A 21,400-nucleotide genomic window follows, 5' to 3' on the forward strand; every position below is an offset into this window, starting at 1 on the left:
TAAGCGCCTGGTAAACAATCGATTAAGCATGGCGTCCCATTATTGATATAATAGTCTTTTGATTGTTTTGTGCGAGACTCATTATGACCCATGCCATTATTCAAGATGCCCGTGCGATTGTTGGCGATAAGCATGTGCTCACCGATCCGGCAAAAACCGCTAAATACTGCAAAGGTTTTCGTTTTGGTATTGGTTCGGCGCTGGCAGTCATTCAGCCGGGCAGCCTGTTAGAGATGTGGCAGATCGCGAAAGCCTGTGTGGCTCATGATGTGATTATCTTGGCTCAAGCGGCTAATACCGGCTTAACCGGTGGCTCTACACCTTTTGGCGACTATGACCGCCCGTTGGTGATTTTATCAACCGTTCGCTTGAAAGGCATCCAACTCATCAACGATGCCAAACAGGCGATTGCCTTGCCTGGTGCGTCGTTATTCGAACTCGAAGATGTGCTCGAAGCACATGGTCGTGAACCACATTCTGTGATCGGATCATCGTGTATTGGCGCATCGATTGTGGGTGGGATTTGTAATAATTCTGGTGGGGCGTTAGTCCGCCGTGGACCAGCGTATACCGAAATGGCGCTCTATGCGCAACTCGATGAACACGGTGAACTCAAGCTCTATAACCATCTTGGCTTGGATTTAGGCGATGACCCAGAGGTGATTTTACAACGTTTAGAACAAGGTGATTACCGTGCTGAAGATGTTCAGCAACTGGCGAAAAAAGCCTCAGATGCGGATTATGGCGCACGCGTGCGTGATGTTGACGCAGACACCCCATCACGGTTTAATAATGACGGACGACGCTTATACGAGGCTTCGGGTTCGGCTGGGCGCTTGCTCGTTTTTGCGGTGCGCATTGACACATTCAGCAAGCCGCCACGCGAACAAGTCCTTTATATCGGCACCAATGATACAACGCATTTAACTGATATTCGTCGGCATATCTTGCAGCACTTTGACGAGCTACCGGTTTCTGGCGAGTATTTACACCGTGATTACTTTAATGTCAGTGAGCGTTATGGCCGCGATACCTTTCTAGTCATCGACAAATTAGGAACAAAATATATCCCACGATTTTTTGCGATGAAAAATGCCGTGGATCGCTTCTGTGGCAAATTTACGTTTATGCCAAAATATATCTCTGATCGGGTGATGCAATGGACAACTGATATTCTTCCGTCGCATTTGCCGAAGATTATGCGTGAATACCGTGATCGCTACGAACACCATTTGATTTTAAAAATGGCTGACGATGGCATTGATCAGGCGAAGGCTTTTTTAGATGATTATTTCAAAGATCGTGAAGGCGGCTATCATGCCTGCACTAATAAAGAAGGCGATGCGGCTATTTTGCACCGCTTCGCAGCAGCTGGCGCAGCAAAGCGCTTTCATGCGATGAAACATAAAAAAGTGGGCGCGATCTTAGCGCTTGATATTGCGCTGAGACGTAACGAAGAGCAGTGGTTTGAAACGTTGCCGGAAGAAATTGACGCGCTGGTTGAAGATAAACTCTATTGTGGGCATTTCTTCTGTCATGTCATGCACCAAGACTATATCTTGAAAAAAGGTGTTGATGCGGAACAGCTAAAAGATCAACTTCTGGCCTTTTTTGATGCGCGCGGCGCGCAATATCCCGCTGAACATAACGTCGGTCATCTATACTACGCTAAAGCAGATTTGAAAGCGTTTTATAAACACAATGATCCAACCAACTCGCTTAACCCGGGGATCGGTAAAACCGCAAAATTAAAATATTGGGCAGATGAGGTTGTAGCGCAGGTGGATGAGCACTAAAGCTCGGCGTTAAAACTGCTTTTGCCCATTATTTAGGCGACGTGTTCACTTTAAAACCATAGAGTATTGTAACCACCAGCGACCGTTTCGAGGCTTTGACACACCAATCATTAAACGATAGCAAAGGCGCAAATGCCTGTTAAAGGTGATTAGTTGCCAAGCTGGTGCTAGAATAAGCCTGATCTAGCAAGTAGTTAAGGAATGAACGTGAAGAAAACACTAATGTGTGCGAGTGCACTGGCTGCTGCATCTGCAGCTCAGGCCGCAACAGGTGAAGTCAGTGGAAGCGAATATACGCACACCCCAACCTCCATCGAGCAAGGGATTCGCATGGGCGATGTCGCATTGCCAGCAAAGGCAACGGCTGATGGTGAAACCTACTATGGTGATTTTAATGAAACGCCAAAACTGAGTGGTGAGCGTGTCCCTACGGTGATTATGCTTCACGGATCATCAGGGATAAACCCCAAACTCGGGTATGACACGTGGCAGAAACACCTCGCTAACGAAGGCATTGCCAGCTTTATTTTCGATGGCATGCAACTCGATGATCGCATTACCTATAAATCGCCGGTTGATACTGAAACGTATGAGAAAATTCATGAACTACGCGCCAGCGAAATTGATATTGCTTTAAACGCGATTAAAGCAACATCATGGGCGGACGCTGAGGCGTTGATTCTTGCTGGGACAAGCGAAGGTGCGGTAAGCGTGGCGCGCTATGATGAAGAGGCTTTTATCGGTAAAATCATCTACTCATGGTCGTGTGAAGACAATTATTTCGTCAAAGATGATATGACCAGTACCAAACAAACGCCAACCTTAAACATCATCAGTTCGCAAGATAAGTATTTCTCTGATGAGAACGATTTTGTTGGAATTGATAAGCCTGTAGGGAACTGTAGTGTGGTTTATGGGGATGAATTGCCGGAGTTTTTTGAGGTATTGCTCATTCCTAAAGCCCCACATACACTGTTTAACTTACCAGCAGCACGCTCAGCGCTGGTCGGTTTTGTTGAACAACTGTTAGATCCAGAACAAAAGCATCCTATCGCGCCGTAACGATGATCGCTAATGCGCAGTTAGCTAGCGTTGTAAGGCTAGATTGTGATTGAATAAAAAAACACCGCAACGAATCAACGCGTTACGGTGTTTTTTTTATCTGCTTTATTCGGCGTTATCTTCACCCTGAGATTTCGGTAATAGAAAAGCGATAATGATAAAAATAACAGCGATACCGCCAGCCACCAGCATGGGTGATACGTTTTCAATCAATACGTGGTAACTTTCGTTGTGAGTGTCTACCAGCGTTGTTTTCCCACCAGCGATGGAGTTGAATAAGAAGCTGTCTGCTATATAGCCATAAACCAGCATGTATACTAACGCACCCAGCAAACCGCCGAAGAGAAAAGCCAGCGCATCGCGGCGCCCAGCACCAGCGGCGACTACACCTGTGCCAGGGCAATAGCCAGCAATCGCCCAACCCAAACCAAGAATTAAGCCACCAATGATCACGCCGACATAGCTGCTCTTAACGCTTAGATGCGCTGTTGGAATCCAACCTAAAGTCAGTAAAGCAAACAGCAGCAAACTGCTCAGGCCAATGCCTAAAAGAATCGCTTTCATTAGGTGAAAATCTTTCAAACGCAACATATTGATGATTTTTTGTGGGTTTGCCGCACCAGCTTTCTGCAACACAAAACCAAATAAAGTCCCGAGCACGATAGCGAGAATAATGTTCATCGTTAGGCGCCTTTTTTAAACAGGATGAGTGCAGTAGGGATGGCGATGAGGAATGCACTTAGTGCGAATAAATAGCCACTTAATGAGGTTTGCATCATTCCACTCATCATATGCCCACTGGTGCAGCCACCAGCCAAGCGCGCACCAAATAACACAAGTACCCCGCCGATAAATGCGGCGCTATAGCGCTTCAGTGCACTATCCCCGAAGCGTGATCGCCAAACTGGTGGTGCGATGCGCGCTTGTTTATCGGTGCTACTGGTGGGCTTTTGGAGTTTTTTCGCTAAAAAACCACCAAAGAACATCGAGATCACGAAGATAAAACTATAATTAAGCGGGTTAGCCACATTGGCTGCATATTTACCACCGCTTTTATTCAAATACGCATTGTCACTCGCGTAGCCACTCTTTTGCGCCGTGTTTTCAATAATGAGGCTGCTATCGACGCTATTCCATACGATGCCATCAAAAATAACAAACTGGGTTGATACCCCCATGGGTTTTATAATCATCACTGCGAGCAAGAAGGTAAGCCCCAAGGCGATACCGCTGGTTAGCCAACCCCATTGACGCGCAAAAATAAAGTATTTCATACCGTCCATTCTCCTTTGGTTATGGTTCTGATGAATAATCTTACCGAGCCACTCTAGTACTGAAGCGGTGCGATAACTCAAGACGATGCACGCAACGCTAATCACTAATGAATAGTTTATATCAGAAAAAAGGAATATGGAAGGTCTGTGGTGGTTTAAGTGTTACAGGATTTGGTATTTATTGTGTTGCTGTTCGCTGAGCGCAATCTTATCGCAAGTGGAGCAATGCTCTTTGTTGGGCAAGCGATATTTCAAACAACAGCTGTTGCGGTGGGGAAAAGCGCCACTTAGCGTGTGTTTTTCAACCACGAACCAATCGAGCGCGAAACGTAAAGGATCGCTAAATGATTGGAAAAAGGCCTGCACAGAGTGAGCAACCTCTTGTCCATGAGCTTTATGTTTGGCGAGAATGATCCAAGGCTGGGCAATGGCTAGCGCTGCGTTACCGTAGCTGATATCTGGCGATAGGCGATGAAAAAAGGCCATATGTTCAGCGAATGCGACACTCATCTCATTAAGCCACATCTTGCCACTATAGTGTGCTGTCTCTTTAGGAAAAATGATGGTGTATGGTTGATTTTCAGCAAGCGATAGATTGCTGGTCGGCGGCTGTTCACCCAATACATAACTTGCTACCCAAGGCGTTAACACAGCTTTCATGAGTTTCTTATGCATCAACGAAGTGGCGATCATGCTGTGACGAGTGCCCAGTTTCCTTTGTTCATCAACAATCCATTGACTGGTATATTGCGGATATTGGAGTACATCATCTAGGGAAATGCCACAGTTTTGGGCAGGTTTGAACGCACGCAGATCGCTGACAATATTTTTCTGCGCGTCTTCAGTAAACAAGGCTAATAGGGTTTGGTAGTCCATCAGTGCACACTTTTTAAGCGGAAGTTGCTATGTTTCACGTGAAACATATCATTGCTCGTCACTTTTAGAATCAGTTGTAGGATCGCTTTCACGGGCTAAATCAGTCACCTCACGCGCGATTATTTTTTTTGTGCGGATGCCAACTTCCTGGAAGCGTGCAACGGTATTGACCAGATTGCCTTGACCGGTCGTTAAGCCATGCCAGGTTTCATCATAGGTTTTTCGTGCTGTGTCGAGCTGCTTACCTAACTTATCCATCCGTTCAATTAACAGCGCTAATTTGTCATACACTTTGCCGGCTTCTTGAGCAATTTGTTCGGTACTTTTATTACGTCGCTCAATCGCCCAGATGCTCGATACAGTGCGCAGACTGGCGAGGAGAATGGTTGGTGAGGTGACAACAATTCGTCGATCAAAGGCTTCGTCAAACAAGCTCTGATCGTGGGCGAATGCCGCACTAAATGCCGGTTCAATCGGAATAAAGAGCAGCACAAAATCGGGGGAATGGATACCTTCAAGTTGTTGATAAGCCTTTTGCGCCAGTCCATTAATATGCTGACGAATGGCGCTGATGTGCGCTTTCAAAGCCCGATCGCGCGCTTCATCGTTCTCTGCGTTGGCGTAGTCACTATAAGCGTTCAACGATACCTTGCTATCAATCACAATATGGCGTTCATCGGGCAAATGCACGACCACATCTGGCCGCAAGCGTTGGGTCTCACTGTAATAAACACTTTCGCGCGTAAATTCTTCGCCTTCACGCAGGCCACTGCGCTCAAGCACACGCTGCAACACCAGTTCACCCCAATTACCCTGCGTTTTGTGTTCGCTGCGTAGCGCGGTGGATAAAGCATGCGCTTCGTCACTCATTTCGCGGTTGAGCTGATGAAGCTCAACAATGTGTGCCTTAAGGGTCGCGCGGTCTTTGCTGTCTTCAACATGTAAATGCTCCACTTTTTCCCGGAGTCCGGTGAGCTGCTGTGAAAAAGGTTGCAATAAGGCGTGGATACTTTGCTTGCTTTGTTCGGCACTCACCGTAAACAGCTTTTGCGACAAATCTTGGAATTCGTGCATCAGCTGCTCTTTATTACTATTTAATAGATCGATTTTCTCTTGGTTATGTTGCTGGGTGAGGTTTGCGGATTCACGTGTGGTCGCCAGCACCGTTTGCACATGATGATGTTCTTGCTGTAATGAACGATATTCGTCGTTGAGCATCTGCCATTGTTTGTGCAGCTGGTTTACCTGTTGCTGCCAAGCATGATCGCGCTCTTGAGCGCGAGCAAGAGCAATATTGGCTTGATCTAAGGATTCATGGATTGTTGCTAGTTCTGACTTTGCTTCAGTGAGTGCCTGCGTTGCTTGCCGTTTCGCCTTGCGCGCAGTGTGCCAAGCAACAACTGCCCACAAGGTAAATAACACCAACGGCATCAGCGCCAGCAAGGCTATCTTGGCTTGTAATGGCCAAGGTTGTTCGATCCACCAGGGTAGCTGCATGTCATCTCCAGCAACAGATAAAACAAGCATTGTACGGTAAAACACGACAGAGTAAAAAGCGCGTTAACGTTGGCAATTTTGCTATGATGGCTGGATGGTTTTTTAGGATGGATTTATGAATCAGGGCATCACGCTAGTGATTATCGGCAATGAAATTCTTAGTGGTCGACGACAGGATTGTCATTTCGCTAACACATTGGCAGCGTGTAAAGCGCGCGATATACCTATAAAGCGGGTGCACTATTTGGGTGATGATCATGATCAGCTGTGTGAACTATTCACCCAAACCCTGCATAATAAAGAAACGGTGCTCAGTTTTGGCGGGATTGGTGCCACACCCGATGATCGTACACGCGCTGCCATGGCGCAAGCCTGCGGTGTACCGCTTACGCTTCACGATGAGGGGATGGCTATTTTAGACGAAAAATTTGCCGGAACAGTGAGTGATGAGCGAAAACGTTTAGTGACCTTTCCCCAAGGTGCTCAGCTCATTCCTAACCCGATCAACCGAATTCCCGGGTTTTATATCCACGAACACTATTGTGTGCCGGGATTTCCGCAAATGGCGCAGCCAATGATTGAGTGGGTATTAGCGCATCGCTTATCGGCGCTGGTTGATAAGCGGGTTTATCACTCGTTTCATGCCTTTCTCGCTGAGAGTGAGGCGATTGCGATGCTTGAACTGCTTGAAGCGCAGTTTCCTGAACTCTCTATTTCCTGTTTGCCACAGCTCCATCATGAATTAGAAATCGGTTTTGATGGAGAGCAATCCTTAGTGTTACAGGCGCAAGCCGCTGCACAACAGTGGCTCAGAGCACACCACTACAATTTTAAGCCTTAGTATGACGTGTATGGTTAGTTGTAAAATTGACGAGATATTCTCTCGCCTATTCTACATATCTTAATTTGGCTTCGTTTCAAACCAAAGTTACGTCAGAGAACAATGGTCTGAAACGAAGGGTAGAAGCTAAAAGGTTAATTCCGCCGTTATGGCAAAACTTCTGCCTGGCGCCAGCAATACCTTGCCACCGAGATCGTCGTTAGATGCACCTACGGTACGTCGTGCCGACTCCCAGTTGGTATATTGGTAGTCGAATATATTGTATACCCCAGCATTGAGGGTTAGATTTTTATACGGTTTCCAGTAGCCAAAAAGATCAACCGTAGTCCATTCTTTACTCAAATACTGACCCACAGCTTTGTTTCTTACCGTATTACCAGAGAATTTACCTTCGGTAAGTAGTTCCTCTTCTCTTTTCCCTTTAGAGAAAGTCACACGATTACTTAGTCCCCATTTACCGTTAGGGGCATTGTAGTCAAAGCCATAGACAATCTTTAAAGGCTGTAAGGAATCAAGAGGATAGGTGAGGTAACTGCTGTAGGCGTCAGCATTAGGTACCGTAGAGCTTACTTGCTTAGTAGCTGTTGCCGAGAAAACGGCGCTTAGACCTTCAGGCATTTTACCCCAAGCACTATTTAAGTCTGCCTGTAAATCTATACTGGCGCCATTGACACGGGCTTGTTGCAAGTTGTAATTGCGTCCATTAAAAACTTGAATACCTGTTGCAGGAAGTGGTGAACGCCACATTATCCCTCGGCCAATCAAATTGTCGTAGTTCACGGTAAATAAAGCCAGGTTGGCGTCTAGCCAAGACGTATTCAAGCGAGCGGATAACTCGTGCATTTGTGAGGTTTCCGGCTGCAGCCTGTTTTTCATATCAATAAAACTATCAGCTTGCGCTCTATCTTCTATTTCATCGGGTGCACCGTATATTTCACCTGCTGAGGGCAAGCGGAAGCCGGTAGCGTATTTATAACCAAAGGTTAGATAATCGGTAGGGTGGATATTCAGACCCAAGCGGTAGGCGCTATTATTGTAGTTGTCAAAAGGGAGTAGTTTTTCTTCGGAATCAAAACGATTGATTTCCCAGCGCGCGCCTAGATCAGCAGACAACCAACGGTTAAATTCAATTTGATCATTTAGGCTCAAATAAAATTTTCGTTGGTTAATTAGCGGACTATCATCATTAAAATTAATTCGTTGGCTTTCGCAAATTAAGACGGTTTCACCATGTTTGTTTTTTCGGCTTTCACAATTTTTATGCGATGCCCTCGGAGCTGAGTATACATATTCAGTATCGTACGCATTCCGATAGTAATTAAATACATAATTGCCTTTACTGGCACCAGCATTAAGCCTGACATCATGATCCCCCCATTCGGTATCAAACCATTTATCTAATTCCAGGTTAGCACTAGTTTGCTTTTGCTTAAAATCAAAACCATTTTGGCTTAAACGTTCTCCCCAAAAATTGGGTTTGCAATTGGGATCGGCAAAAGGTGCCAGGCTGCAGTCACGAGTACTATTGTCTAAGTCAACACGAAAATTCTGTTGGGTTAAGGTCAGTTTGGCACGATCAACCCAAGCGGCATCCAAATCTACGGGACGATAAACATACTCTAGACCGAAGCGTTGTTTTGTGTGTATCTCATTGCTAAAACTCTGAGAGGCAATACTCCATCTTGGCTGTGTTCCACCTTTTCTACTTTCACAGACAACGCTATCAAATCGTTCATTTGCTTCACAAAATTCCGATTCACTTTTAAGGTGGATGTTATAGTCCTTTTTCTCTTGTTCGGCGACTATTCCGAGGTAGTGTTCTTTTTCTTCCCCAATTTTGATGCCGGCTTTAAATAACGTAGAGGCAGATTTTATCGTCATCGGATCCGGCAACAGACGGTCTTTACCTACAATATCTTGTGGTGAAAGATTTAGGCTTCCACTTTGAAGATTAAATCCATTAACCATATAAGAGTCATCCCCAGGCTTTGGAATAGGTTTAAGATAGCGAAATGTTTGCCCGGGCGCGTTTCTTGTATTAGCCTGATATTCGTTGCCGTTACGCCGGGTATGCATCAGTACGGCGTCAAAGTTGTCGTTATCTAACGCTAGAGAAAGGCTATTTAGCCTTTGCTGATCTTTAGTGAAATAGCCGGTTTTATAACGTCCACCAAATGTTTGTCCTTCTGAGACAATATCTCTGGCTGTTTTGGTGCGCAGGGATACAGCACCACCTAAAGCACCACTACCATTGGTAACCGAATCAGATCCTTTGGTCACATCCACCTCAGTGATGTGTTCGTATTCTGCCTCTAGACGCGCACCACTGGTTGGTTGGCGATCTAATTGGAATGATTCTGCCTGAGCCAGGCCGTCGACATTAATCGCTACACGGTTACGATCTACACCATAAATAGCATAACCTTTAGTTGCACCGTTACCTTGTTCCACTACAGAGATACCCGGATCATAACGGGTCAGGTCGCGGATATTGGCAACCTGCTCTTTATCGATAGTTTCGCTGGTTTTTTGAACTTTATTGGGTTCAGGGATATTGGCAGTTCCTTCTACTTCGATGGTTTGTAATTCCCCCTCTTCATCGGCGTAACTGTTGAGCAATGTGAGAGAGGGTATTAACCCACTGATTGCTAGAGCCAAAGGCCTTAATGGATATTTCGAAAACAAAACACTCTCCCTATAAATAAACTGTCTATGTACATCCATACAAAATAACTGATTAGAAGCAGGTTAGGCATAACGTTAGGAGGGACTTAAAGGCTTGTTGATTTCTTTTGGTATTATTTTGAATACATTAATCTATTTTTGTCTCTCGGCTTTTGCGCAGCCGTTCCTTACAGTGATTTATTATTGTTGTGATGTGCACCCTATCATCAAAATAACTATTACTTTTTAATAATAGAGTGTATTATACTGCGAAAATTTAGAATGCCAATCTAAATAATTACTATTCGTATTATTCGGTAAGTTGCCATTAACCGGTTAGGTATATAGGGAGGTCGGGTTAATACGCACGCGGTATCTTAACCTATTAGACCAAGAAGCGTAGCGCTTGGCCGAAGAAGTTTTTAACCTATTTATAATAATGCATTAAATGACATGATCAGTTTTGGAGATAATGAGATATGAAACACAAGAAAACAAAATTAGTCAAAGGGCTATGTTGGTCACTCTTGATGTTCGCTTTGTCTGGTTGTGTTACTGGTGGTAATGTTGATTTGACTCGCATAAATACCAAACCAGTTATTGATAAACCTGCACCACCAAAGCCCAGTAAGGATGAGGTTATAGAGGTAGCGCCTAGAGAAGATGGCTTGCCGAAAAATGGCTTTGCGTTTAAAAACCCTTCAACGCGTTTTGTAGAGGACAGAGCAGGCAGACACTATCTCTTTAAGTATATTGAGGCCATTCATTTAGTGAAGGGGGATGATTATTCGAATGTACAAAATAGACAAGAAGCTCGCAATACGTTGATGAATATCCGTGCAGAAAACAGCTATGCATTGGATGAAAGCACGTCGTTAGATACGATCACCTTTAAGCATGCCACTTATTGGGAACCTGCGAAATCAGCGAGTGACATTAAGATGGTCGATAAAACAATCACTGGGTTAACGACGACCGGCTCTCGCTGGGAGAAATATGGCGATTTTATGCGCTATTTGGATGATGATGGCTATGTAAATGAAGAGGATTTAAGAGCCATATTGAACTTTGATTATACTCAGATGGGTTTTGTTGGGTATAACTACACGAATCATTTTATGGATCATGAATATACCAATGCTACCTTGTTTTATCGCGGTATCAATCGTGCACAAAGCCTGCCTGTAACGAGTAGTGCACGCTACACCGGTAACTGGGCCTATATGGTTCCTATGACGTACTACGCAGCGCGAAATAGAGAGACTGGCACGACAGGGAGAGGGGGTAATCTGAGTTTAGGCCATTCTAAAAGCTCTTTTGTGGCTGAATTTGACGTAAATTTTGCTGAGAAAAAGCTCAATGGAACATTAAAAACCCGCACAAATGGAACGGAAACCGAGTATTTTGGGATTAATGCCAACATACAGGGTAATCAGTTCTCAGGCAAAGCAGTGGCTAAACAAGGTCAGGACAACGAGTTAAGTAAGGCGTTGAGTAATGATTCTGATGCGTTATTTGGCGGGTTTTACGGTGATAAAGGACAAGAGCTGGGTGGTGGATTTTACACCTTGGCCGATAAGAGCAAGCCTAATGGTGATAAAACGTTAGCTGTGGCGTTTATTGCTAAAAATAACGCTGCTGATGTGGGGACAACCGCTAAGTTAAGTGATGGTACTTTGTTATCATGGGCAGAAGCTGATGCCGAAGTGAGTGTGACCGACTTAGGTGCTATTGATAACATCAAGCAACTCGCCTTGAATCATGATGGCAAGCGAGTAGTGATTGATTTGAATAATAAAAACACACAGACCATCGATGATATGCTCTATGAAGCCAATGCCTGTTGTGACAATTACCAGTTCTTGCGCTTCGGAACACTTAGCCAGGCGAAGAAAGGTCCTGATGGCAAAGCACTTGGCAGACCTTCAGAATCGCTATTTGTTCAAGGTGAGTTAACGCCACCTGCAGAAGTGCCAACCACAGGGCAGGCGCACTATGTTGGTAAATGGCAAATGCGTACACTGGTTCAGTCCACTGCTATTAATAGTGGTGCCGATGTTCCTTTCGACATCAATTATGATGCCACTTATCGTGTTGATTTTGGCAAGAAAGAATTGATTGGTGCCTTAGTAGGCGAAACAGGGTTAACCCCTCAGGGTGAAGTTCAATCTGGCGTTACTCCGTGGATTAATATCAAAGCGGATATCAAAGGCAATCAGTTTGTCGGTACGGCGGTCATGCCGAAATCGCAACAGATTGATGATGGACTTGCCTACAAACCGATAGAGCCTATTGTCTTTAATGAAGTAAAAGGCGGCTTATATGGTCCGGGAGCGGCAGAGTTGGGTGGTCAAATGACCTCTACCGATGGCAAAACCGGTGTCGTTTTTGCGGGCAAAAAGCAGGCGACGAATTAATCTGATGATGTAAAACATTATTCTCACCACCTCAAAATAGGGTTAACCATTTTGAGGTGGTGATTTTTTTGTGGTGTACATCGTAAATGATACTTCCTCAATAAGCTATTAACGCGGTATAAAAATAATATCCTATGCACAGAGCACATGATCAACGCGCAATTAGGCGTAAATTTCTCACTGACCACTTATTTTGGCACTTCTTTTTATTAAGCCATTTTTTTCAGAAAGTGCTGGCGATACGCATACATTTAATCAGATGGGTGGTTTTATTTTTTTAGGCAATCTATCGCTAGCGTTAGCAGCCGATATGTCTCAAGAGATCCATCAAAAATATGCGCCAACCCCAGATAGAGCGACACCCCTCGCAGAATTAACCGATGAAGAAAAAATCGCATCGGGCACACAAAATACTGCTGATGATGGTGCGCAACCATTAGAAATAGAAGATCCTGCCATTTTGTTAACGCAACCGGCTCTATTAGAACAAGCCATCACCGCTGCGATTAAAACACAAAATATTGCAGGTCTTCGCGCTTTATTGCCCGTGTATCAGCAATACCCGGAGCGCGATATGCTTGTGGTTGAGCTGGCGCAGGCGATACTGGCTCGTGCTGATGCCCAGCCGGGGCAATTAGCGCATCATCTGCGCAATATTTTGCAACAACGCCCCGATGCCGAAACAATCCGTTTTCAATTGGCCACAGCACTGCAAGCCAATCGTCAATACAGTGAAGCGGATGAACAGTGGTCGCGCTTACAGCAAGCTTCGTTACCAACACCATTGCAGGAAGAAATAACGGTTTATCGCAATGCTATCTCAGCGCAAAGCAAGTGGCGAGGATATGCCGGTTTTCACTTTATCAACGATAAAAACATCAACAATGCACCCAAGCAAAGTCAGGCTGGTGCCTTAGTTTATAACCCGAGAACGCGTCAGTATGAGTATAGTGGATGGGTTTTTGATCAACCCATTCAGGGACGAGGGGTGGGTTATCAGTTTGGTGGTGGAAAAAAATGGCTATGGAAAGAGGGTTTTTTCGCCACTTTAGACGCTGATGTCCAAGGAAAGTACTTTTTCCGCTACAGCCAATATAATGATTTATTGCTAAGGGTTTCACCTGCTGTTGGTCGTGCTAACTGGCGTAGTGAATGGCAGGTGGGTCCTTTTGTTGAGAGGCGCTGGTTTGCGAACCGTCCTTACTCGCTCAATGTGGGTATCTCGACACGCTGGAAATACAATTGGACACCTCAGATTCAGTCTATTGCCAGCGTTGAATATGGGCGGCAGACTCACGATGAGCGAGGATTTTTGAATAATAATAACCTTAACTTAGGTGGAACACTACTTTATCAACATAGCGCAAACCAATATTGGCTCGGTGGCGTTGACTACACGCGCGAAAGTGGTACTCGAGATGCTGATGATAGCTTCCGACGCTCTAATTTCCGCTTGGTATGGGGGCAGCGCTGGCCTCAGAATATCCATACGCAACTGTCGGTCGCACAAAGCAAAAGCCGTTATGATGGCCCTTCCTTGTTCAGTAAGGGGCAAAATCGCGAAGATAAAGAGCGGATGGTGAGTTTGTCTATTTGGAAAGAGAATTGGCAATGGAACGGGATGACGCCACGTTTATTATTGAGTAAACAACAAGTGCGGAGTAATGATTTCTTCCGACAAAGCGAAAAAAATCGGGTGATGCTGGAGTTAAAGCGGGATTGGTGAGGTTGAAGGTTTTCCTCATCCTTTTAAGTGGACGAGCATCCATTGATGTTAAATAGCTTGGTAAACGCGTCTATCATTTCTATTCAATAGAATTCTCCCCATGAATCATTTATCGATTATCCGAATATGACTATCATGGGGCGCTTAAACGCACTAACAGACTATTTTTTCTTAGGTCCAGGCCAATTGGGTATCTCTCTCGGTTTCACACGGGTAATCACCAAACTGTTCGCGCTCACATCTTTATTGAGTGTCGAGCCAGCGGCAACCGTTGCACCTTTATTAATCGTTAGCGGAGCAACCAAAGCGCTGTTAGAGCCGACAAAAACCCCATCTTCGATGACCGTTTGATGCTTATTTGTTCCATCGTAATTGCAGGTAATCGTGCCCGCGCCAATATTTACCTGCTCCCCAACTCGCGCATCACCAATATAGCTTAAATGATTCACCTTACTGCCATAGCCAATATTAGCGGCTTTGGTTTCCACAAAATTACCAACCTTGGTGTGATCAGCCAACACAGTTTTAGGACGGATCCGTGCAAACGGACCAATCGTTGCGTGTTCACCAATGATTGCGCTGTCGATGACGCTGTGGCTTAAGATCTGCGAGCCAGAACCAATCGAGCAATCTTTTAACGCGCTATTCGCTTCAACCACCACATGATCGCCTAAAACGACATTGCCTTTGAAAAACACCCCAGGCTCGATTAATACGTCACGTCCCACCTGAACCCGTCCATGGACATCAATCCGGCTGGGATCAATCAGCGTTGCGCCCGCTTCGAGTAGCGCGTCGGTTTGTCGGCGACGGTAGAAGGCTTCTGCCTGAGCGAGTTGTGAGCGGTTATTGACCCCCATCACTTCTGCGTCATCTTTCACGATTTCCGCGATCACCGGTTGGTTAGCTGCATGCGACATCGCAACTAGGTCAGTGAGGTAATATTCCTGTTGTGCGTTATCGTTGGTTAAGTTAGGTAAATGTTGCTGCAATCGCTCGGCAGTAAACGCCATAATGCCACTGTTGATCTCACGAATCGCGCGTTGTTGTTCGTTGGCGTCCTTTTCTTCAATAATTTGTGCCACGCCTCCGGCCTCATCACGCACAATCCGCCCATAGCCATGAGGGTTATCGAGTTCTGTAGATAATAAGGCAAAGCCATGCTCGCGAGCGCGCTCGGCGAGCCTTGCTAGCGTATTCGCGCGGATCAGAGGCACATCGCCGAGAATCACCAAAACAATCTCTGCCGCTGCAATCTGTGGTAGTGCCTGTTGCACGGCGTGACCGGTGCCGAGTTGCTGTGCTTGGTGAATCCAGGTGATGTGTGGGTAATCAGCGCTCATTGCGTCTTTCAGCGCCTCACCTTTGTGGCCGTAAATCACTGCCGGTTGTGCTTCTGGGAGTTCCGCTACGCTATCGAGTATATGGCTAAGCATCGGGCGACCGCCAATCGGCTGCAGTACCTTGCTACGCGCCGAGTTCATTCTTTTTCCCTCACCGGCAGCAAGGATAATGGCTAAAATACGTGGGTTCATGGCAATCTCCTAACAAAAATAGCCGACATGGTGTCGGCTATTGTTTTATCAATGGGCACACAGCAATGCACGACGCATTGAACTGTCTACCGGATTATTTTTTACTGCGGCGGATAGCGGCCAACTGCGCTGCGGCTTGCATCAATTCAATCTGCGCTTTGGCATGATCAATCTTGTTCTGCGAACTGTCTTTCATGCGCTCTTCAGCTTGGCGACGCGCTGCCTCGACCCTTTCTGGATCGAGCTGTTCAGCGCGCTTGGCCTCATCAGCAAGAATCAGCGTTTCATGCGGCTGTACTTCGATAAAACCGCCAGAAACATAAATCACTTCATCTTCTTTACGGTCTTCATCAAGATACAAACGCACTTGTCCAGGTTTGAGCGCCGCGAGCATCGGCGTATGGCCAGGTAAAATCCCCAGCTCACCACCGACTGCTGTAGCAACAATCATCGACACTTCGCCATTAAATAGCTGGCGATCTGCGCTGACGACGTTGACGTGAAAGGTTTTAGCCATTCTCTGCTCCTGCCTGACGGCGTTATGACTGCTTCATGCCTTCGGCGCGTTCAACCGCTTCTTCGATCGAACCGACCATATAGAATGCCTGTTCTGGCAAGTGGTCGTATTCGCCGTCAACGATCGCTTTAAAGCCTTTGATGGTATCTTTCAACGGTACGTATTTGCCTGGTGAACCGGTAAAGACTTCTGCCACGAAGAACGGCTGTGATAAGAAGCGCTGGATTTTACGTGCGCGATAAACCACTTGTTTATCTTCCTCAGAGAGCTCATCCATACCAAGAATCGCGATGATGTCGCGCAGCTCTTTATAGCGCTGCAACACGTTCTGTACGGCGCGTGCGGTGTTGTAGTGTTCGTCACCGATAATCAAAGGGTCAAGCTGACGTGAGGTGGAATCCAGAGGATCTACCGCTGGATAAATCCCGAGCTCTGCGATTTGACGTGACAGTACAACGGTTGCGTCTAAGTGAGCAAACGTGGTCGCAGGCGATGGGTCAGTCAAGTCATCAGCTGGAACATAAACCGCCTGAATCGAAGTGATTGAGCCAGTCTTGGTTGAGGTAATCCGCTCTTGTAAGCGGCCCATTTCTTCAGCCAACGTTGGCTGGTAACCTACGGCTGATGGCATACGGCCAAGCAATGCAGAAACTTCGGTCCCGGCCAAGGTATAACGGTAGATGTTATCAACGAAGAACAACACGTCGCGACCTTCATCACGGAAATATTCCGCCATCGTCAAACCAGTCAGTGCGACACGGAAACGGTTACCCGCTGGTTCGTTCATCTGGCCGTAGACCAACGATACCTTATCAAGTACGTTAGACTCTTTCATCTCGTAGTAGAAGTCGTTACCTTCACGAGTACGCTCACCAACCCCAGCAAAGACAGAATAGCCGCTGTGCTCGATCGCGATGTTACGGATCAGCTCCATCATGTTTACGGTTTTACCAACACCGGCACCACCGAACAAACCAACTTTACCCCCTTTAGCAAACGGGCAAAGCAAGTCGATGACTTTAATCCCGGTTTCAAGGAGTTCGGTTGAGTTGGATAATTCGTCGTAGGCAGGGGCTTTGCGGTGGATCGGCCAGGTTTCTTCGGCGTCAATATCACCTTGATGGTCGATCGCCTCACCAAGAACGTTCATAATACGCCCCAAGGTTTTGGTGCCGACCGGAACGCTGATTGCTTTGCCAGTGTTGCGGATTTCAGTATCACGCACCAAACCTTCAGATGATCCCATAGCGATAGTGCGAACGACACCGTCGCCTAACTGCTGCTGGACTTCAAACGTGATGCCGTCTTTATCAGAAATCAACGCATCGTTGATGTTCGGAACCGCACCAAGGGGAAATTCAATATCGACGACCGCGCCGATAACTTGGACAATTTTGCCTGTACTCATGTAAAACCTCTCTCAATTCTTAAACGGCCGCTGCGCCAGCAACGATTTCGGTCAATTCTTGGGTAATGGCGGCTTGACGCGCCTTGTTGTATTTCAACTGCAATTCATCAATCAGCCCACCTGCGTTATCCGATGCATTTTTCATCGCGATCATTCGCGCAGACATTTCGCAGGCAATATTCTCCGCCACAGCTTGTTTGACCAATGATTCGGTATAGCGCTCGGCGATCATGCCTAATAAGGAATAGACCTGCGGTTCGTAGACATAATCCCAGCTATGATTTGGCATCTCTGCTTGTTCAGCACCAATGGAGGCTGGTAAAAGCTGGAGGATGCGCGGCTCTTGGGTCATGGTGTTCACAAATACATTGCTCACCAAATAGACCTTATCGATCTTGCCTTCGCGGAAGGCCTGGATCATCGATTGGATACCGCCAACCAGTTCGTGCAGCGCAGGCTGGTCGCCATAGCCTTCAACCGAAGACATCAACGGTACACCAATGCGGCTTAAGAAGCCCGCACCTTTACGCCCAAAGACACTACCTTCAACCTCACGGCCTTGCTCTTGTTGATGGCGAATGTGTTTGAGCAATTTTTTAAATAAATTGATATTCAAACCGCCACACAAGCCACGATCGGTGCTAACCACCACATAACCGACTTTTTTAATTTCTTCACGCTCGGTGAGAAACGGATGATCGCCTTCGGTATTCGCGCTCGCTAAATGCGCCGCGACGCGCAGAATATTATCCGCATAAGGACGACCTTCGCGCATATTATTCTGTGCCCGGCGCATTTTTGATGCCGCAACCATTTCCATGGCCTTGGTAATCTTCTGCGTATTTTTAATACTTTTGATTTGTCCGCGTATGTCTTTCGCGTTGGACATGATGACTCCTCGCTTACCAGGCGCCTTGCTTACTAAACGTGCTCACCGCCGCGTGGATTTTGTCGCTGATTTCGTCGTTAAAGTCGCCTTTAGCGCTAATCTCATCGAGCAATTCCTGGTGATCACTGTGCATATAAGCAATCAAAGCCTGTTCGTAATCCATGATCTTATCCACGTCAATCTCATCTAAGAAGCCGTTTTCGGCCGCGAACAAGGATACACCCATCTCAGCAATACTCATTGGGCTGAACTGACGCTGTTTCATCAATTCAGTGACGCGCTGACCGCGCTCGAGCTGCTTGCGTGTCGCTTCGTCCAAATCAGAAGCAAACTGGGCAAACGCTGCCAATTCACGATACTGCGCCAATGCTAAACGCACACCACCACCAAGTTTCTTGATGATTTTGGTCTGTGCGGCACCACCAACACGAGAGACAGACAAACCGGCGTTAATCGCAGGACGAATCCCTGAGTTAAACAAATCGGTTTCTAAGAAGATCTGACCGTCGGTGATCGAGATCACGTTGGTTGGAACGAATGCTGATACGTCACCGGCCTGGGTTTCGATAATTGGCAGGGCGGTTAAGGAACCGGTTTTGCCTTTAACTTTTCCTTCAGTTAAACGCTCGACTTCATCGGCGTTAATCCGTGAGGCGCGCTCAAGCAAGCGTGAGTGCAAATAAAACACATCACCAGGATAAGCTTCACGACCTGGCGGACGCTTCAAAAGGAGTGATACTTGACGATACGCCCAAGCCTGCTTGGTCAAATCATCATAAATAATCAGCGCGTCTTCACCGATGTCGCGGAAAAATTCACCCATCGAGCAACCCGCGTATGGTGCGATGTATTGCATCGCTGCAGAATCAGAAGCACCAGCGGCAACGATAATTGTGTGTTTCAGCGCGTCGTGTTCTTCGAGCTTACGTACTACAGCAGCAATCGAGGAGGCCTTCTGACCGATTGCTACATAAATACATTTAACGCCAGTGTCTTTCTGGTTGATGATCGCGTCAACAGCAATCGCTGTTTTACCCGTTTGACGGTCACCGATGATCAGCTCACGCTGGCCACGACCGATTGGTACCATTGAGTCGATTGATTTTAAGCCGGTTTGTAGCGGCTGATCGACTGATTGACGCTCGATAACGCCCGGGGCGATTTTTTCAATCGGCGCGCTGCCATCAGCTTTAATCGCGCCTTTACCGTCGATTGGCTCACCCAATGAGTTAACCACACGACCAAGCAAACCACGACCAACCGGTACTTCCAAAATCTTACCAGTACAGGTGACTTTATCGCCTTCAGATAAATGTTCGTAAGCGCCGAGTACAACCGCACCAACGCTGTCGCGCTCCAAGTTCAGAGCCAAGCCAAAAACGCCGCCAGGAAACTCAATCATTTCCCCGAGCATCACTTGACGCAAGCCTTGAATTTGTACGATACCATCAGACACACTGATGATCGTACCTTCGGCTTTGCTTTCTACCTTCGTTTCATAATCCGCGATCTTATCTTTGATAAAGCCGCTGATTTCCGCGGGATTCAATTGCATGTTCGTTCCTCTAATCGTCGAGTTTGCGGGCAAATTGCTGTAAGCGACCGCGCATGGATTGGTCGATTACCTGCCCATCATATTCAATAACCACACCGGCTATCAGTTCGGGATCTTCTTCGATCTCCAGCTGTACTGCTTTGCCCAGTCGCTCTTGCATTGTTTTGCTTAAAGCGTCTTGCGCTTTATCGTCCATTGCTTGAGCGCTTAGGACACGAACAATCGTCGTGTTCTGACTGGTTGAGCATAGCTCGGTATAAACGGCAGCGATTTCTGGTAGCACAACCAAGCGATCGTGCTCTTCTAACAGACGCAAGAAATTGCGTTCCTGGTCGCTAAGCTCGTTTTTACGTGCCTTCTTCAGCCATTCATTCAGCCAAGTTTGTAACTCGGCGAAAAAGTCAGGATGATTGAGGCTAGACATAATCTCCGGATCCTCAGCCATCTCGGCTGCGGTATCTAGGAACGTTTGCCACTGCGATTGTGCAGCGCTATCGTCGCTAGAAAGCGCAAACAGAGCTTTAGCGTAAGGACGGGCGATGGTTTTTGGTTGTGCCATGATTTAGAGTTTCTCGCTGAGTTCACGCAACAATCGACTGTGATCGTCGGCTTTAATCTCTCGACCAATAACTTGTTCGGCGCCTTCGATGACTAAACCCGCCAGCTGCGCGCGTAATTCTTCGCGGGCGCGGCGTTTTTCTTGTTCGATCTCTTCGCGTGCATGTTCTAATTCACGACGGCCAGTTTCTTGAGCTTCGTTGCGCGCTTCGCTGATCACTTGATCGGCTTGTTTGTGCGCACGACCGACAATATCCGTCGCTTGTGTTTTGGCTTGGCTCACCATCTCTCTGGATTCTTCCTCGGCCGCTGCCATTGAGTGCTTGGCCTGATCAGCCATGCTTAACCCTTCGGCGATTTTCTGACGGCGTTCGTCAGCAACACGGGCGAAAATAGGCCAGATGACCTTATAGAGAAACCACCAAAACACCAGAAACGTGCCTATCTGGCCAATCAACGTCAGATTAATGTTCATCGTTTAGGCACCTCCTAATAGCTTGGGTTGGTTACAGATTGGTGATTGAACCCAACAACGGGTTAGCAAATACCATAATCAACGCAACAACCACCCCGATCATCGCAACCGCATCAAGCAAGCCCGCGATAATGAAGAATTTACCTTGTAATGGGTTCATCATCTCTGGCTGACGAGCGCTGCTTTCGAGGAATTTACCACCGAGCAGACCGAAGCCAATGCCGGTACCTAAAGCAGCTAAGCCGAGGATGATGCCAGCAGCAATCGCTGAAGGGCCTTGAATACCGGCGATCGCCATCAACATTTCCAT

18 protein-coding genes are annotated in these 21,400 nt (G+C 46.7%); 5 read left to right on the top strand and 13 right to left on the bottom strand.

Going from position 1 to position 21,400, the window contains the following annotated elements; all coding sequences use genetic code 11:
- The first annotated feature begins 83 nt into the window (after positions 1–83).
- Together dld and L0B52_RS06335 are read left to right on the top strand one after the other, a co-directional pair.
- Positions 84–1,796, top strand: coding sequence for a D-lactate dehydrogenase (dld, locus tag L0B52_RS06330; RefSeq protein WP_235063889.1), 1,713 nt, complete (start codon positions 84–86; stop codon positions 1,794–1,796).
- A gap of 201 nt (positions 1,797–1,997) precedes the next feature.
- A complete protein-coding gene (locus L0B52_RS06335) occupies positions 1,998–2,858 on the top strand; it encodes an alpha/beta hydrolase family protein (RefSeq protein ID WP_409202289.1) in 861 nt (286 codons plus the stop codon).
- A 105-nt stretch (positions 2,859–2,963) separates the two neighbouring features.
- Here L0B52_RS06335 and L0B52_RS06340 read toward each other — a convergent pair whose 3' ends face one another.
- Genes L0B52_RS06340 through rmuC form a run of 4 tightly spaced genes read right to left on the bottom strand, consistent with a single transcriptional unit; the run spans position 2,964 to position 6,505 of the window.
- Positions 2,964–3,539 carry a DUF6691 family protein gene (locus L0B52_RS06340; RefSeq protein ID WP_235063891.1) on the bottom strand — a complete coding sequence of 192 codons (576 nt, stop codon included), beginning with the start codon at positions 3,537–3,539 and terminating at the stop codon, positions 2,964–2,966.
- Positions 3,540–3,541: 2 nt separating this feature from the next.
- Complete coding sequence (locus L0B52_RS06345) at positions 3,542–4,237, bottom strand: YeeE/YedE thiosulfate transporter family protein (RefSeq protein WP_235063892.1); 696 nt, start codon at positions 4,235–4,237, stop codon at positions 3,542–3,544.
- 57 nt (positions 4,238–4,294) lie between these two features.
- A complete protein-coding gene (locus tag L0B52_RS06350; RefSeq protein ID WP_235063893.1) occupies positions 4,295–5,008 on the bottom strand; it encodes a (2Fe-2S)-binding protein in 714 nt (237 codons plus the stop codon).
- A 48-nt stretch (positions 5,009–5,056) separates the two neighbouring features.
- A complete protein-coding gene (rmuC, locus tag L0B52_RS06355; protein WP_235063894.1) occupies positions 5,057–6,505 on the bottom strand; it encodes a DNA recombination protein RmuC in 1,449 nt (482 codons plus the stop codon).
- A 115-nt stretch (positions 6,506–6,620) separates the two neighbouring features.
- On the opposite strand from rmuC, the gene L0B52_RS06360 reads away from it, so the two are divergent.
- Positions 6,621–7,346, top strand: coding sequence for a molybdopterin-binding protein (locus tag L0B52_RS06360; protein ID WP_235063895.1), 726 nt, complete (start codon positions 6,621–6,623; stop codon positions 7,344–7,346).
- Between the two features lie 126 nt (positions 7,347–7,472).
- Here the strand turns inward: L0B52_RS06360 and L0B52_RS06365 are convergent, their stop codons facing one another.
- Positions 7,473–10,031 (bottom strand): TonB-dependent hemoglobin/transferrin/lactoferrin family receptor, encoded by a 2,559-nt coding sequence (locus tag L0B52_RS06365; protein WP_235063896.1) that lies wholly within the window; start codon positions 10,029–10,031, stop codon positions 7,473–7,475.
- 458 nt (positions 10,032–10,489) lie between these two features.
- Here L0B52_RS06365 and L0B52_RS06370 point away from each other — a divergent pair, with 458 nt between their 5' ends.
- On the top strand, positions 10,490–12,427 hold the full coding sequence (locus tag L0B52_RS06370) for a transferrin-binding protein-like solute binding protein (protein ID WP_235063897.1): 1,938 nt from the start codon (positions 10,490–10,492) through the stop codon (positions 12,425–12,427).
- A gap of 310 nt (positions 12,428–12,737) precedes the next feature.
- The gene (locus L0B52_RS06375) at positions 12,738–14,153 is read left to right on the top strand and encodes a surface lipoprotein assembly modifier (protein WP_235063898.1); all 1,416 of its coding nucleotides are present in this window, start codon (positions 12,738–12,740) and stop codon (positions 14,151–14,153) included.
- Positions 14,154–14,314: 161 nt separating this feature from the next.
- Here the strand turns inward: L0B52_RS06375 and glmU are convergent, their stop codons facing one another.
- From glmU to atpE, 8 genes are all read right to left on the bottom strand, one after another.
- Positions 14,315–15,688 carry a bifunctional UDP-N-acetylglucosamine diphosphorylase/glucosamine-1-phosphate N-acetyltransferase GlmU gene (gene glmU, locus L0B52_RS06380; RefSeq protein ID WP_235063899.1) on the bottom strand — a complete coding sequence of 458 codons (1,374 nt, stop codon included), beginning with the start codon at positions 15,686–15,688 and terminating at the stop codon, positions 14,315–14,317.
- Positions 15,689–15,782: 94 nt separating this feature from the next.
- Positions 15,783–16,205, bottom strand: coding sequence for a F0F1 ATP synthase subunit epsilon (locus L0B52_RS06385; RefSeq protein ID WP_235063900.1), 423 nt, complete (start codon positions 16,203–16,205; stop codon positions 15,783–15,785).
- A gap of 22 nt (positions 16,206–16,227) precedes the next feature.
- Positions 16,228–17,613, bottom strand: a complete 1,386-nt coding sequence (atpD, locus tag L0B52_RS06390; protein ID WP_235063901.1) for a F0F1 ATP synthase subunit beta — start codon at positions 17,611–17,613, stop codon at positions 16,228–16,230.
- Positions 17,614–17,632: 19 nt separating this feature from the next.
- A complete protein-coding gene (atpG, locus tag L0B52_RS06395) occupies positions 17,633–18,502 on the bottom strand; it encodes a F0F1 ATP synthase subunit gamma (RefSeq protein WP_235063902.1) in 870 nt (289 codons plus the stop codon).
- A gap of 13 nt (positions 18,503–18,515) precedes the next feature.
- Positions 18,516–20,057 (bottom strand): F0F1 ATP synthase subunit alpha, encoded by a 1,542-nt coding sequence (gene atpA, locus L0B52_RS06400; RefSeq protein WP_235063903.1) that lies wholly within the window; start codon positions 20,055–20,057, stop codon positions 18,516–18,518.
- Between the two features lie 10 nt (positions 20,058–20,067).
- Positions 20,068–20,616: a F0F1 ATP synthase subunit delta gene (locus L0B52_RS06405; protein ID WP_235063904.1), complete on the bottom strand. Its 549-nt coding sequence runs from the start codon at positions 20,614–20,616 to the stop codon at positions 20,068–20,070.
- Positions 20,617–20,619: 3 nt separating this feature from the next.
- A complete protein-coding gene (locus L0B52_RS06410) occupies positions 20,620–21,090 on the bottom strand; it encodes a F0F1 ATP synthase subunit B (RefSeq protein ID WP_235063905.1) in 471 nt (156 codons plus the stop codon).
- Between the two features lie 31 nt (positions 21,091–21,121).
- A complete protein-coding gene (atpE, locus tag L0B52_RS06415) occupies positions 21,122–21,400 on the bottom strand; it encodes a F0F1 ATP synthase subunit C (RefSeq protein WP_409202328.1) in 279 nt (92 codons plus the stop codon).

Origin of the sequence: Suttonella sp. R2A3 (assembly GCF_021513215.1) — a bacterium.
Classification (GTDB): domain Bacteria; phylum Pseudomonadota; class Gammaproteobacteria; order Cardiobacteriales; family Cardiobacteriaceae; genus JAHUUI01.